Consider the following 14,397-nt stretch of genomic DNA (forward strand, 5'->3'; position numbering starts at 1 on the left):
ATTAAATCCCTCCTACATATTAAAATCCTGTCATACAAATCGGTTTTGGAAAATGGTAAAACAATGTTCGAAGTAATACTAATTTTGATTTGTCAGAAACTGAAATAAGCCCATAACGATATAAGGAATCAACATCAATAGCCCCCATTAATAAAGATGAAAATTCATTAATGGATATGTCAACTTGAAGATCTTCCTCTTCATTAGTAATGATGGGCTTCCCATTGTTAAATTTTGTAGTAAAAGTACTTGTCTCTCCATTAAAAGAATGACAAATATTCCATTTTACTATCATATCCCCTTCCCCGAAACAACCTTCTTCCATGAATTGAAACAGTATTTTCGGCTCTAGTATTTTATACATCAAACCTACTCCTGTTACACTATTCTCATGATAGACATGGGGCATAATATTGTCGGAACCGTTCCTTGGGTCATGTAACAAGAAATGCAAATTCTCATCTTGGGAATACCAAACAATACGATGTACTTGGTCTTGCTGAGAATGGAGAAACATACATAATCTGGCCATGGCCTCTGGTGTCACATATACAAATTCTTTTATTATTAGATTATTGCTCAGAAAATTTGTTGTATTTTCTGGCTCAAAAGTAAAACTACAATATCCTGTAAGTTCAGTCCCTTCCATCACACCATATGACATAATTTTGGGGTTTAGAAAAGATATGCTCATCATTTCCTCTGTTCTTGCCATCATTCCATGTGTATCATGCATATAAGTGGTGTAACATTTGTGCATGTCAGGAATACTTTGTTCCGATAAACGGACAAGATCTTTTTTTAGTTTCCCTTTTGGTAGCTGCTCAGGTGCAAAAATATATTTGTTCATTTTCGCTCCATATCCATAGCCCATCTTTTTATAAAAGTCGGGTCGGAATGGATAAAGGGCGGTAATGGGAATGTTTCTGTCCTTATAGTGCTTTTCAAAAAATATTACGAGGTTTTTTGCTACTTTCTCCTTTTTATGCAAAAGACTTACAGCAACAAACCCTAAACCACCTACTTCTATCTGTTTACCATGAAAATTCATTATGAAGTCATGCAACATCATGCCGCCAACAAGGTCTTCTTCTTTAAAACAGCCGTAAAGCTTCTTATGATTGGTAGAAATTTGTTTCTCCAATTTTTCAATCAAACCTGCTTTTGCTTCTTCCGTATAAATTCCCATCCCGGGATATGCAGTACTTGCAATTTCAACGAAGTCTGAAAGTTCATGTTTTTCTAATTCCCTTATATTATACATCATCTAGTACCTATAACCGGCGACTTGATGATCTTTTTCATCCATACTTGTTCTACTTTATGTGTGAATCCTTTATTCAGCAAAAATTGATACATCTTTTGATTGGACGTTTTAAAAAATGCCATTGTACATTGATAATCCGTTGTCGATGCTGGAAACAGATGAGAAAGTAAACATTCTAATACCTTGTCATGGTGATCCACTTCCTCCTTAATAAAACAATGAGTTACGGTAACACTTTTTAAGGTTCCATCTTCTGAATGATGACGTTTAAACAATGCATATGCCACTGTTTCACCTTCCTGTGTCAAGAGTTGAATGCTTTGTCCATCTTTCATGCACCACCACTGACTTTGCCATGGTGTTTCCCATTGATAAAGAGGGAGATATTGAGCATCTACTGCAGCACCATATAACGGATAGTATCTATTGGATTCACTCTGTTCAAAACTCTTATCTGCTGTTAAGTGAATAACATTATCGATAATTTCATAGCCCTTGGATTCATATAACTTGATGGCTTTTTCATTAGTTGCTATTGCTTCTAACGTGGCCACATGAACCCCTTCTTGCATATAAACTTCAAGAGCTTGATCAACAAGGAGTTTCCCAACACCTTTTCTCCGATACGAAGAAGCGACTCCCGTTCCTCCATTCCAGGCAAACTTCTCTTTGTCCAACAATTTTACCCCACTTAAGAGTAAGCCTATTGGTGTATTTCCATCAAAAGCAACAAAGGAGAGCGAAGCTGAAATATTGTCATTTCCTAATCGGGAAGTAAATCGATCAACATCCATCCGAACATCAAAAAAATAACCTTCAAATCCTTTGTTCCATGCTTCAACAGTTTCATTTAATGTACAATCACTTAACCTTTTTATATGATACATGCACATTCCTCTCCCTTTGGATACTTCTTTTTTTGTATTTTATTATGGCTATTTCGTAAAGATTGTTGCCATAAACACGAAAAAGGTGGCTTTCAAATTGTAAATTGATTGGAAGGTTACGCTTCACTAATAACTAATTGCAGGAAAAGAACAGAAATTGTTACAAGTTCCTTTTAAATTTCGAAATGCAAGAAAGATTACGAAAAGGTCTTTCTTGAAAACGACTACTCAGTTTATTTTATTAAAGCATGAATTTTCCAAAATTTCAATATTTTTTCTGGGCAATGTCTTTATTGGAGCTCAAGCAAATCCAGCATTACTTTTTCTAAATGGTCTACTAATCTTACATATAATGAATCATTCTCCATTACACATTGATAAAAACAAATTCCATCGAAGGTACTCCAAAATATAGTTCCGACAAAATCAACATCAGCTGTAGTTGAAATTTCTCCGTTCATCACTCCGAACTCAACAATATCTGTAACTATTTTTTTATACACATTTTGATATCTATCATACATAAAAGCTTTTGTATCCTCGTTTCTGTTAGAGGAAAGCCAAAATTCTATATGTACCCTACTCGTTTTTTCCCAGTTATCATTTACTTTCACTTGTGAGCGAAACACTTCAAATAAATGTGTGAGCCTTTCTTTTGCCGTTAAGAAAGTTGCCAGCTTATCTCTCAACTTTTCAAAACTTTTATTAGAGTTTTCATTCAATAATTCGATATAAATATCTTCTTTACTTTTAAAATAATTATAGATGGCACCTTTGCTGATTCCGGAATGTCTGACAATATCATCAATTGTGGCTACTTGAAACCCTTTTTCAGCAAAGCAAAATAATGCGCTTTCTAAAATCTGCTTCTTTTTCTTTTTTTTATACTCCTCCGTTACTGCAGGTGGCATTTTCCCGCTCCTCTCTACTTAAGTAATGCGGAAGCTCCTCTTTCCATTCTGGCAAGCAAAAGTCATGGCGGCAAGAAGGTTGGGTATCATCTTCTTGAGGGATCGACCAACTTCCGATTTTTCCTACTTCCGGACAATAAACGACTAGTCGGTTTTTTTATCATACAACATTTATTAATTTACCAACAGTATATTTAGAATATTCAAACACTATTATATGGTATCCATCTATTTAGCTTATACTTTCATAAAAATAAAAAAGCAGTCGCTTAAAATGCAGACTGCCAAAATCATTTAAATGTTTAATTGTCATCGTTAAAAACATCGGTTCGAAGTATGGAAAAGACGTTCGCATCATGGTAATGCCCACCTTGAGAAAGATATCCTCTCAATAGTCCTTCATGTGTAAAACCAACCTTTTCTAATACTTTACATGATGCAACATTCTCAGGATAAACATTTGCGCCAATTCGATTCAAATTCATGGAGTCAAATCCATAATGTACTAGTGCAGATATTGCTTCAGTGGCAAATCCTTTTCCCCAATACGGCAAATCAATTTCATAACCGATTTCTGCCCTAGCGTGTTTTTCTGATATCGCATGAAAACCACATGTCCCAATTAATTGCTCTGTTTCTTTTTCAACAATTCCCCACCTATAAAGGTTTGTATAGTCGTCAATAAAGTCCTTAATAAACTTGTCCGCTTCTAGTTTTGTTCGAAAAGGCTCCATCCCATAGAACCTAGTCATTTCCGGCTGTGAAAAATAAGCGAAGATAGTTTCCGAATCTTTTAATGTGAGATTACGTAATTGAAGTCTTTCTGTTCTAATCATCGGCACCGGTTTCAACTTTATTCACCCTACCCCTCTGTCATTTCAGCAACAATGTAATTATTCGTCCACATTTTAAACATAATAATTAAACTCTCGTCCCCTTTTGTAAAAAAGAAGGTGGATCCCATTTGCTCTTCAAACAACCATCCATTTTCTTCAAATTGAGACAGAAGAACTTGAAACCCTGCGCCATCATTCATTTTGGTCATTACCGTTCTCGTTTCATCCTCAGTGGATATGGTCACGACAGAAGTTGTAGAGAAGGCTAATTTCACTGCTCCTCTTACATGTTCGTTAAAAGAAAGGAGAAATCCTGTAACAAAAAGTATCCCTGCTAGAATTGAAACCGTCCATTTTAGTCTCATCCCATCCTCCTAGGAATTAATTTTCTTCCCCAAAATGACTAAATCCCTTTTTATGTTATCAAGTTCAGCAACTTGTGGAAGTAACCCCCACTGTTCAAATCCATATTTTTCAAATAGACGAATACTTGGTCGATTATGTGCAAAAATAAAAGCTACTAAATTTTCTATTTGTAAGTCTTTGCTTTGCTCAAACGTCCATTGCAGCAAAGTACCTCCTAATCCCTTCCCTCTCATACTCTCATGGAGATAAATGCTAACCTCTGCTGTCGCACTATATGCTGGCCTCCCGTAAAAATCCTGAAAACTGATCCAAGCACATATTTCATTATCACATTCCACAATCCAAAGTGGTCTTTTGTCATGGTGTTGATGAAACCAATCCAATCTTTTTTCTACTACTACTTCCTCCGTATCTGCGGTCACCATTCTACTTGCTATCGTAGAATTATAAATAGCTACCACTGCCGATAAATCATGAATGGCAGCCTTTCTAATCTTGATGGGTAAATTGTTCATGTTGATCACCTTTCTAGTATTCTATGCTTTTCTCTTTTAATTAGTATATTATTTCAAATTAAATATAGATAGATTATTTTTGCTATCAGTTAAAATAGATTTCTTTATCACCGCCAAAGTGGTATATACAACTATACATTTATTTGATATCATTTTTATATGAGGTATGAAAGGGGAATTGCAAATGACCTGCTTTCCGGATAGTTACGCACTTACTTCCATTCAAATAATTACTGAACAAACTATATTAAAAAATAGCTATATTAAATGGATAAATGGGAAAATTTCTGAATATGGGCCGATGGAGGACTATGAAAACAGTCAAAATCTATTAGAAATTGCTCTTTCTGAAAATTTAATGGCAGCTCCTGGTTTTATCGACATCCATTTACATGGTTCCAACGGCGCAGATGTAATGGATGGTACGGACAACTCACTCCATACGATGGCAACATCTTTATTAAAAGAAGGGACCACATCCTTTCTTGCGACAACCATTACTAATTCCCCTGATAGAATAACTAAAGCATTAAATAGTGTTCAATCTTATATGACACAACAGAAAGAAAAAATTCGCTCAAGTCAGATGCTAGGAGTTCATTTGGAAGGTCCTTTTATTAATCCTATCAGGGCAGGTGCTCAACCAATATCATATATCCAAACCCCATCAGTTTCCGCTTTCCATGCATTCCAAGAAGACTCTGGAAATAACATCAAAGTAGTCACGCTTGCCCCTGAGCAGCTATTAGGATACAAATTAGTAGAATTTCTAGCTGAGTCAGGTGTTATAGCTTCAATTGGCCACTCCGATGCTACCTATGATGAAATGGGCCTTGCGATAATTGCTGGTGCACAGCATGTCACTCATTTTTATAATGGGATGCGAGGTATTCATCATAGAGAACCAGGTGTTGTCGGTGCTGGTCTGGCACATCCTGAATTGATTCTAGAGGTTATAGCAGATGGTATCCATGTTCATCCTGCCGTTATAAAAGCTACCTACCTTGCAAAAGGAGCAGATGGGCTTATTTTAATTACCGATTCCATGAGGGCAAAGTGGCTTGGTGACGGCGAGTATGAATTAGGCGGACAAAAAGTTTCAGTGCGAGACAATACAGCACTCTTAGAGGATGGAACATTGGCCGGAAGTGTATTAAAAATGAACGAAGCGGTAAAAAATATGATCAGCTTTTCTGGTTGCACTATATCAGAAGCAATACAAATGGCATCCACTAATCCAGCAAAACAATTGAATTTAATTAATAAAAAAGGAAGTATTGCTTTAGGAAAAGATGCAGATATCATTATTTTGGATGAAAATCTTGATGTGAAAATGACATTCTGTCAAGGTCAACTTTTGTACAAAGGAGAATAGATAAATGGATATTATCACTACTTTTACTTACGAAGATCTTAGTAGGATAGCAGCAAAACATGTGATGGATAAAATTAGGCAGAATCCAAAGCTGGTAATAGGCCTTGCCACTGGAAGTACCCCAACAGGTATGTATCAATTCCTTGTTGAGGAGTACCAAAATAATAAGGTGGATTTTAACCAAATAACAACATTTAACTTAGACGAATATGTAGGGATTGATAAGCAAAATCCTAACAGCTATTTTTCCTTTATGAAAAATAAGCTTTTTAAACACATTAATGTTCGTCCAGAACAAACTTTTATCCCAGATGGAACAAAGCCTTCTCTTGAAAAAGAATGTCTACATTACGAACAATTGCTAGGGAAATTCGGACCGGTAGATATCCAAATACTTGGTCTAGGAGAAAATGGGCATATCGGATTTAACGAACCTGGGACATCTTTCAAAAGCAGAACTCATATTGTGGAACTAACCCCCTCTACTCGAAATGCCAATGCCCGATTTTTTCAAAACGACTTAGATGTTCCAACCCATGCCATAACAATGGGCATCCAATCAATTATGGAAGCAAAAGAAATTCTGTTGCTTGTTTCTGGGGAAAACAAGAAAAAGGCATTACACCAATTACTTTATGGTGAGATATCTGAGAGTTTTCCAGCCACTATTCTTCAAAACCATCCATGTGTTAAAATTATTGCCGACAATGAAGTTCTACACAACAACAGCATTATCGCCTGAAAGGAGAATGTGTTAGAAATATGATTGATAAAACCTCTCCCATTCCGATTTATTATCAGCTCGAATCATATATTAAAAATCAACTAAACGCTGGTATTCTAAAACCGGGTGATAGTATTCCGTCCGAACGAGAATATGCAGAAAGCTACGAAATAAGCAGAATGACAGTAAGGCAAGCAATCAATTCACTTGTAAACGAAGGTTTACTTTATCGAAGAAAAGGCAGTGGTACTTATGTAGCTGAGAAGAAAATAGAACAGCCTTTACAAGGATTAACTAGTTTTACAGAAGACATGATAAAAAGAGGGTTGACCCCCACAAGCCATTTAATTCATTTGAAGATTGTTCAAGCTAACAGCTTTGTAGCAGGGGAACTCCATATTTCCGAAGCAGACCCTGTCTATGAAATTAAAAGAATTAGACTTGCAGATGGGGAACCAATGGCTTTGGAAACAAATTACATATCTGCGCATCTTGTTAATGGACTTACAAAAGAAGTAGTAAGTGCATCCATCTATGCCTACATGGAACAAGAATTAGGTCTTTTAATAGCTCATGCCCATCAATCGATTGAATCTGTAAAAGCGTCTGCTGAAGATGAAAATTTCTTGAAAATTAAAAGAGGTCATCCAATGCTTTACATCCAGAGAAATACTTATTTACAAGACGGTACTCCACTAGAACTTGTGAAATCCATCTATAGAGGAGATCGTTACAAATTTAATATTCAGATGAACAGATTGCGTCAGCAATAGTTTTTATCGTAGTGAAAATTGCGAGTTTATTATAATTAATGCATTATGTTTAAACAATAGAAAAAGGAGCCATGTCACTTAACTAGAACATGGCTCCTCTTTCTATTAACGAGAAATAAACATTTGTGTCCAATAGTGACCGTACTGACCACCCTTGGCATATCCAACACCTATTTCTGTATATTGGCTGGAAAGAATGTTTTTTCTATGACCTTCACTGTTCATCCAAGCATTCATAACTTCCTGAGGAGTTTTTTGTCCTGCTGCAATATTTTCACCGGCAGAACGATATGATATTCCGAAGTTCTTCATCATATCAAACGGTGAACCATACGTAGGAGAAGTATGACTGAAATATCTTTTATCAATCATATCTTGTGATTTATATCTAGCTACTCTCGATACCTCCCAATTCAACTTCAATGGTTTTAGGCCATGCTTAGCACGCTCCTGATTTACTAGAGCAGCAACTTGCTCCTCTTGAGTTTGCCCCTCCCCTTTTGCTGGAATGTTAATCTTTTGACCTGGATAAATAATATTCGGGTTTTTTACAGATGAATTTGCAGCAATCAGTTCTGATACTCCAATTTGATATTTAACTGCAATTTTCCACATCGTGTCACCTGATTGAACCGTATGTGTTGTTGCTGCAAATGCAGCCTTACTACCTCCAAAGACAAATGCGACAACCGATAATAGTATGAGGAAATTCTTTAAAGTTTTCATATTATTACTCTAATAGGTTATTAATTAAAAAGAAACAAGAAATTATTGTAAAATAACGAAATATACTGTAAATTCATTGTTAAGCTTGTAATTTGGAAATAATTCTCTACTTACAATATAAAACATCCTATATAAATACGACTGCAACACCAGCACCAATTGCAAATGCAGTAAGAAATGCTTCTGCTCCTTTAGATAGACCTGATACAAAATGCCCCACCATTAAATCACGCACAGCGTTTGTAATTAAGAGGCCAGGAACTAGTGGCATAACTGAACCAATAATAATTCGATCAAGCTGTGTTCCATACCCTACCTTCACTAATAATAAAGAAACTAATCCAATAATAAGCGCTGCAAAAAATTCTGCAAAGAACTTTACCCTTGTATAATATTGTATTAGTAACAAAGCAGAATAACCAAAAGCACCAACAATCATGGCTGGAAGAAAGTCTGTCCAAATTCCTTTAAACATTATTAAAAAAGATCCACTCACAAGTGCTGCAGCTAGAATTTGATAGCTTACTGGAAACAGGAGATGGGAAGACTCCAATTCATGTAATGCATGATCCGCTTCCTCAACAGAAAGTTCACCATCGGCTATTCTTCGAGAAATATGGTTAACTCTAGCTACTTTTTCTAAATCCGTTGTTCTAGTGTTTATTCTAACGAGCTGCGTAGGATTGTCACCTTTTATGGACATAATTATGCCAGTTGGCGTGACAAAGCAATGTGTATCTTTTATTCCAAAGGTCGCTGCCATTCTAGTCATTGTATCCTCAACCCGATAAGTTTCTGCTCCGGCCTCCATCATTATCCTACCAGCAAGGAGGCAGACATCCATTATCTTTTTCACATTTTCATTTGACAATTATTTTACCTCCTGTTTTTCCATAGTGAGACTTTTAATGATTTTCATTACTATTTGCATAATAACCTCAGCAAACACGAGGCCCATTGCAATAGCACCTGAAATCATAAATGCTTTTGCAGCCAATGGAATGGCAGCCATATAATCGTTTTCGGCAACATGTCTCATTGTATTATACGCAATTCCACCAGGGACAAGAGGTATAATCCCTGCTACACTAAAAATAATGACCGGCATTTTGAATCTTTTTGCCATAATATGTCCCACTAGTGCAACCATAAACGACCCGACAAAGGATGCAATAACTGAATCAACACCATTATCGGCTAATACTATGTAAAAAAACCATCCCACCATCCCGACAATACCACAATGTAACAACGCTTTACGCGGTGCATTAAATAGAACTCCAAACCCAGCTGCTGCAATAAAACTAAACACAAGCTGAGAAATAATATAAAGCATTCTTTCACCTCATTCACTCTAGTAGGCTTATTATAAAACATTCCCTATAAGACTGAATAGTTTTCAACGAAAAAACCTCCTTAATGGAGGCTTACATTTTTCTTATTTATCCACTAACCATGTCTTGGCTACGGCAAAATATTCCCTAGACCACAGTTTAAAGATTGCAATGGTAGGAGTCTTACCTGCTAGTGTGTGCACTTCTTTAAATTCAAGCCGCTTTCCAATTAAAGAAGCTCGATATACATGGAAATCATTACTGACAATTGCAACTGTTGCATCTTCATTTATTAATTTTTTTGAAAAGGAGAGATTCTCATAAGTAGAGGTGGAATGTGGTTCCATAATGATACGATTTTCCTCAATTCCATTCGCTACAAAATATCTTCTCATCGCTTCTGCTTCCGATATGTCTTCACCAGGACCTTGTCCACCTGAAGCTACAACTTTAGTAGTTGGATTCTCCTCTAAATAGTGTAAAGCCGCCTCTACCCTAAAAAGGAGAGCTTTCGTCATAACTTCTCCCTTTACTCTAGCACCAAGCACGATAAGGTAATCTACTTCTTGTGGGGGTTCTTGTTTAGCTGTTTGGTATATAAGGGAGTGAACAATTATGAGATATATTACAAAGAAAGTTCCTACTATTTTAAGCATTTTTTTTAATGTTGTTTTCATCATCTAAGTCCTTTACGCTTTTTCTACTCATATTATATAACGTAAAGAAGGTCTATTTTGTTTCGTTATTTCTTCATAAAATTATTACTTTATTCCTCTTTATATTAGCTTTACAATCACTTCCAAAATAATAGAGGCTGTTAGAAAGCCATTGTTCATGACTTCCTAGACACCCCTATACTGGATACCTTTATAGCTTATCAATTTCTTCTTTTATAGGTTTTTCACCAGAAATTAAATCAAAGGATTTTCGATATGTGTTGGCTGCATCCAATATTTCAAGCAACACTTTAGCAACATCTTCCCTTGGTATGGATCCTTTCTCCACATTTTCTGCCACCTTAACTTTTCCTGTTCCACTTTCATTTAATAATCCACCTGGACGTACAATGGTATAATCAAGATCACTTGCAATAAGCATCTCATCTGCATAATGTTTGGCAACATAGTAAGGTCGGATGTCCTTGTTCCACTTTTCACGATTATTTGCTTGAAGTGCACTAACCATGACATATCTTTTTACACCTATGTGTTCTGCGGCTTCTATTGTTTTAACCGCTCCATCTAGGTCTATTAGTAATGTTTTATCTAACCCTGTGCTTCCTCCAGATCCAGCAGTAAAAACAATAGCTTCACTTCCTTTGAAGGCTTCTACTAAATCTGAAACTGGCCCTTCCAAGTCAGCTAGGACAGACTCAATCCCCTCTTTTGAAAATTCATCCACCTGTTCCTGCTTCCGTACCATTGCAATGGGAGTATGCCCTGATTCTTTCAAAAGTCGCACCAATTGTTTACCAATTTGGCCATTTGCTCCAACAACTGTAACTTTCATTTTCTACACTCTCCTTTTCTACATAGAACCTGTTTGTAACTATTCCCTTTTTAACTAACAAAAAAACAACATGCGAGAGACATGTTGTTATACTTTACCAATCATTTCTTTTATCCAATTTTCGTCTACCATTATTCCAAGCCGACTTGCCAAGCTATTATGGACAGATAAAAACGCGTCTAGTTGCCCATTAATGATTTCAGCAAGAAAGTTTATATCTCTTTTACCTGGATCCCACTTTTTGAGGAGATGTAGCTGTTTCTCGCTTAACGGGCTTCTTGCACCTTCCACTTTAGACCAGTCTCCAAATGAATTGGGAACTTCCCCTAATACTACATACCAACCAACAACAATGGAAAAACTCATGTCATTGATCATCTTAAAAGCATAATTATACTCCTGCCTGTGAACACGGCGATATACTTCATGGAGGTAGGCGAAGAATTTTCCCCTCCACACTTCAAAATCTTCAGCAGTGAATTCGTACTTTAGCTGCTTAGATTGTTTGGTTAATTCAGCAATAAATCCATACGGATCATAGTCGATTGTTAAATCCTCCAAATAAGGTGAAGGCAGCAAGTCTGATTTTTTATAGTAAAAAGCATCCACCTTTATAAAAGAACGGAAATGCGCAATAGAATAACTTGCCCAGGGGAAATCCTCATAAAACAAAACATCTCCCCAATTCTTTGCTCTGTCTTTTTTATTTTGTAAAAAGGGTTCATACGCTTCCTCTTCCACTACTACTCTCAAATCTAAATCCGAATATACATCTTCATTTCGCTTGCCTACAGAACCTCCATAGAAAAAAGCTAAAACATTTGAATCGTGAGAAAGATCACGATATATTGCTTTTCTTAACTTTTCCCTTTCGCTCGGAAGTCTACTGTCTCTCCATACTTGTTTAGATAAAAATCCCACACATTTTCCATCATCTCCCTCTTAATATCTCTATTAATTTCTATAAAATACTTTCATTTCCTTTGATAAAATGTTGTTTTTAGATTTATTATCAAAACCTACTACTTTGCTAAAAGTCTTAAAATAGACTGTTCCTGCTCAATTAATGATGACTTCCATTGCTACCATGATTTCCTTCACCAACGGTTTGTTCATTTTCTAGTATAGTCTCGATTTCTTCATCGGTTAAATCACCAACTACAACTTGTTTTGTCGGCATCACGTGCATGTCCCGAGCAGTCACATGAGACTGAACTCGGTAGATGCCTTTCTTTCCAAAGGAATAAATTCCCTCATAGTTTCCGTCACCTACGTGTTCTGCATCAAGAAGTTCGCTAGCTTCTTTTCCTTCTTCTACATTCCATATTTCTAATTGCACTTCTTGTGCGTCTTCTACATTCTCCTCGCCATGAGTAATATGTGATCGAATATGGAGCGTTTCGCCCTCGTTCACATTACTAGGAAGATCTATCTCAACTTCTACAATTTCGAGCATTGTGTTCTCTTCAGGTGCGCTTGTACAGCCAAGTAACAACAACCATATAGGGATTAATAGTAAAATCTTTTTCATTTCATCTCACCTTTCTTATCCAAGCCATGCTTTAAATCGCTTCATTTTAGTAAAGACAAATTTGTCTAAGAGAAGAATACCAATTATGGAAAGACCAAGGAGCGGCATTACTAATCCCAACAGTAACATTATTATTGTAACAATACGCTTAATTCTCACATCCACATTTTTCCCTGGTGCACCAAGGCTGTTTTGGGGCTTTCTTTTTCTCCACATAATAATCGAGCTTACTATCATGCCTATTAAACCAATACAAAGAAATAGACCAAGTAATTGATTAGCTAAGCCAAATAATTTCCCTTCATGTAAAGCTATTCCAATTGTTATTGCCTTCCCCATTACCCCATAATCTTTATATCGAACATCTGTCAAGATAGCTCCACTATATTGATCAATGTGCAAGGTAGCATTATCAAACGGTCTTTCGTGAGAAGTGGCAATCGTATATACTCCAGACTCCCCTTGGGGCGTAGAGATGGTATATGGCCTTTGAACTTGTTTGTATTTTGCTATTCCTTCCACATCGCTTAATGTCAGCGCCACAAATTGATTTTCAGTAGAAGTTGGGACAGGAACATTTTCGGTTGCCCAAGGAACATTTTCTGCCACATCTTTCGAAACCGTTACTGATTCTGGTTTTGGACCAAAACTAAAAGAAAATGCTGGATAACCTGTATTTGTTGCGGTGGCCAATCTATTAATCTTTTCTCCCATCACACCTGACCAAGGCAAACCTGTTAGTATTAAAATTAATAACCCTAAAGATAGCCAGAATGCGGGAACAGCATGTATATCTCTCCAAAAAACTCTGCCTTTACTTCTTAATCTTGGTAACATTGTTCCCCATATGGAAGCACGATTTCTCGGCCACCAAATATAAATTCCGGTAATAAGTAATATAATTGCCCAACACGCTGCAAGCTCTATTAATCTATTCGCAACAGTTCCTCCAACAATTAATTCACTATGTAGTTTCTTAAAAATGGTCATTAATTCCTTTTCAACATGTAGTCCGCCCATTACTTTTCCTGAATAAGGATCAATGAAAACACTAATTGCTTCTCCGTCCTGTATAGTAGAGACCTTAGTGCTTCTTTCCTTGTCTTCAAAGAATGTTACACCAGTGATGGATGCTTCAGGAAAATCCTCTCTGACATTGTCTATCTGCGCATTAACTGATAACTGTGTTTCTTTTGTTTCTTCTACAAAATATAGATCTTTATATATATACGATTCAATTTGTGGTTTAAATAAGTAAACAGCACCACTAAAAGCTAAAATAATTAAAAAAGGAGCAAAAATAATCCCTGCGTAAAAATGCCATCTCCACATTGTATGATAGATGCCATTCCGGGTTTGATTTTTACTCTTATCTTGATTCATCTGATTGTCCACAAGCATACTCCTCTAATATTATTTCAATGTATGCTTTTATAATAGAAGTTAATTGTGAAAAAAGAATGAAGGATATTAGAAAAGCAGAAGCGCCTTGGTCAGCCCCGACAAGCATAAGACAAGCTGGCAAGAAGGTTGGGTTTTACCTTCTGGACAGATTGCTTATGACCTCGAGGGGCTAGGCGCTGGAGCTGGACAATTAGAAATGCGGAAGCGCCTCGTTCAGCCCCGACAAGCATAAGACAAGC

At 36.5% G+C, this 14,397-nt stretch carries 18 protein-coding genes; 4 read left to right on the forward strand and 14 right to left on the reverse strand.

Annotated elements, in window-relative coordinates; all coding sequences use genetic code 11:
- Positions 1–19: 19 nt before the first annotated feature.
- The 6 genes from LRP81_RS03550 to LRP81_RS03575 form a co-directional block, all read right to left on the reverse strand.
- A complete protein-coding gene (locus LRP81_RS03550; protein ID WP_230499859.1) occupies positions 20–1,267 on the reverse strand; it encodes a GNAT family N-acetyltransferase in 1,248 nt (415 codons plus the stop codon).
- On the reverse strand, positions 1,264–2,154 hold the full coding sequence (locus LRP81_RS03555; protein WP_230499860.1) for a GNAT family N-acetyltransferase: 891 nt from the start codon (positions 2,152–2,154) through the stop codon (positions 1,264–1,266). Before LRP81_RS03555 ends, LRP81_RS03550 begins: the two co-directional genes overlap by 4 nt.
- A 290-nt stretch (positions 2,155–2,444) precedes the next feature.
- A complete protein-coding gene (locus LRP81_RS03560) occupies positions 2,445–3,065 on the reverse strand; it encodes a TetR/AcrR family transcriptional regulator (protein ID WP_230499861.1) in 621 nt (206 codons plus the stop codon).
- A gap of 302 nt (positions 3,066–3,367) precedes the next feature.
- Positions 3,368–3,901, reverse strand: a complete 534-nt coding sequence (locus LRP81_RS03565; RefSeq protein ID WP_230499896.1) for a GNAT family N-acetyltransferase — start codon at positions 3,899–3,901, stop codon at positions 3,368–3,370.
- 26 nt (positions 3,902–3,927) lie between these two features.
- Entirely contained in the window at positions 3,928–4,266 is a 339-nt protein-coding gene (locus tag LRP81_RS03570; RefSeq protein ID WP_230499862.1) for a hypothetical protein, read from the reverse strand.
- Between the two features lie 9 nt (positions 4,267–4,275).
- Positions 4,276–4,782 carry a GNAT family N-acetyltransferase gene (locus LRP81_RS03575; RefSeq protein ID WP_230499863.1) on the reverse strand — a complete coding sequence of 169 codons (507 nt, stop codon included), beginning with the start codon at positions 4,780–4,782 and terminating at the stop codon, positions 4,276–4,278.
- A 184-nt stretch (positions 4,783–4,966) separates the two neighbouring features.
- On the opposite strand from LRP81_RS03575, the gene nagA reads away from it, so the two are divergent.
- The 3 genes from nagA to LRP81_RS03590 are packed head-to-tail and all read left to right on the forward strand — an operon-like array spanning position 4,967 to position 7,654.
- Positions 4,967–6,157 carry an N-acetylglucosamine-6-phosphate deacetylase gene (nagA, locus tag LRP81_RS03580; protein WP_230499864.1) on the forward strand — a complete coding sequence of 397 codons (1,191 nt, stop codon included), beginning with the start codon at positions 4,967–4,969 and terminating at the stop codon, positions 6,155–6,157.
- A 4-nt stretch (positions 6,158–6,161) separates the two neighbouring features.
- A complete protein-coding gene (nagB, locus tag LRP81_RS03585; RefSeq protein ID WP_230499865.1) occupies positions 6,162–6,899 on the forward strand; it encodes a glucosamine-6-phosphate deaminase in 738 nt (245 codons plus the stop codon).
- Positions 6,900–6,919: 20 nt separating this feature from the next.
- Positions 6,920–7,654, forward strand: coding sequence for a GntR family transcriptional regulator (locus LRP81_RS03590; RefSeq protein ID WP_230499866.1), 735 nt, complete (start codon positions 6,920–6,922; stop codon positions 7,652–7,654).
- A 105-nt stretch (positions 7,655–7,759) separates the two neighbouring features.
- On the opposite strand, the gene safA is transcribed toward LRP81_RS03590, so the two are convergent.
- The 8 genes from safA to LRP81_RS03630 form a co-directional block, all read right to left on the reverse strand.
- Positions 7,760–8,380 carry a SafA/ExsA family spore coat assembly protein gene (gene safA / locus LRP81_RS03595; protein ID WP_230499867.1) on the reverse strand — a complete coding sequence of 207 codons (621 nt, stop codon included), beginning with the start codon at positions 8,378–8,380 and terminating at the stop codon, positions 7,760–7,762.
- Between the two features lie 127 nt (positions 8,381–8,507).
- Positions 8,508–9,224: a threonine/serine exporter family protein gene (locus LRP81_RS03600; protein WP_399206973.1), complete on the reverse strand. Its 717-nt coding sequence runs from the start codon at positions 9,222–9,224 to the stop codon at positions 8,508–8,510.
- Positions 9,225–9,251: 27 nt separating this feature from the next.
- Complete coding sequence (locus tag LRP81_RS03605) at positions 9,252–9,716, reverse strand: threonine/serine exporter family protein (protein WP_230499869.1); 465 nt, start codon at positions 9,714–9,716, stop codon at positions 9,252–9,254.
- Positions 9,717–9,818: 102 nt separating this feature from the next.
- On the reverse strand, positions 9,819–10,391 hold the full coding sequence (locus LRP81_RS03610; RefSeq protein WP_230499870.1) for a YdcF family protein: 573 nt from the start codon (positions 10,389–10,391) through the stop codon (positions 9,819–9,821).
- 190 nt (positions 10,392–10,581) lie between these two features.
- Positions 10,582–11,223 carry an SDR family oxidoreductase gene (locus LRP81_RS03615; protein WP_230499871.1) on the reverse strand — a complete coding sequence of 214 codons (642 nt, stop codon included), beginning with the start codon at positions 11,221–11,223 and terminating at the stop codon, positions 10,582–10,584.
- Positions 11,224–11,310: 87 nt separating this feature from the next.
- A complete protein-coding gene (locus tag LRP81_RS03620) occupies positions 11,311–12,144 on the reverse strand; it encodes a hypothetical protein (RefSeq protein WP_230499872.1) in 834 nt (277 codons plus the stop codon).
- Positions 12,145–12,286: 142 nt separating this feature from the next.
- Positions 12,287–12,754, reverse strand: a complete 468-nt coding sequence (locus tag LRP81_RS03625; RefSeq protein ID WP_230499873.1) for a FixH family protein — start codon at positions 12,752–12,754, stop codon at positions 12,287–12,289.
- Between the two features lie 15 nt (positions 12,755–12,769).
- Positions 12,770–14,137 carry a PepSY-associated TM helix domain-containing protein gene (locus LRP81_RS03630; protein WP_399206975.1) on the reverse strand — a complete coding sequence of 456 codons (1,368 nt, stop codon included), beginning with the start codon at positions 14,135–14,137 and terminating at the stop codon, positions 12,770–12,772.
- A 106-nt stretch (positions 14,138–14,243) separates the two neighbouring features.
- Between LRP81_RS03630 and LRP81_RS03635 the strand changes: the two genes are divergently transcribed.
- Positions 14,244–14,390 (forward strand): hypothetical protein, encoded by a 147-nt coding sequence (locus LRP81_RS03635; protein WP_230499875.1) that lies wholly within the window; start codon positions 14,244–14,246, stop codon positions 14,388–14,390.
- Positions 14,391–14,397: the final 7 nt, after the last annotated feature.

It is taken from the genome of Sutcliffiella rhizosphaerae, assembly GCF_917563925.1.
Lineage (GTDB): Bacteria > Bacillota > Bacilli > Bacillales > Bacillaceae_I > Sutcliffiella_A > Sutcliffiella_A rhizosphaerae.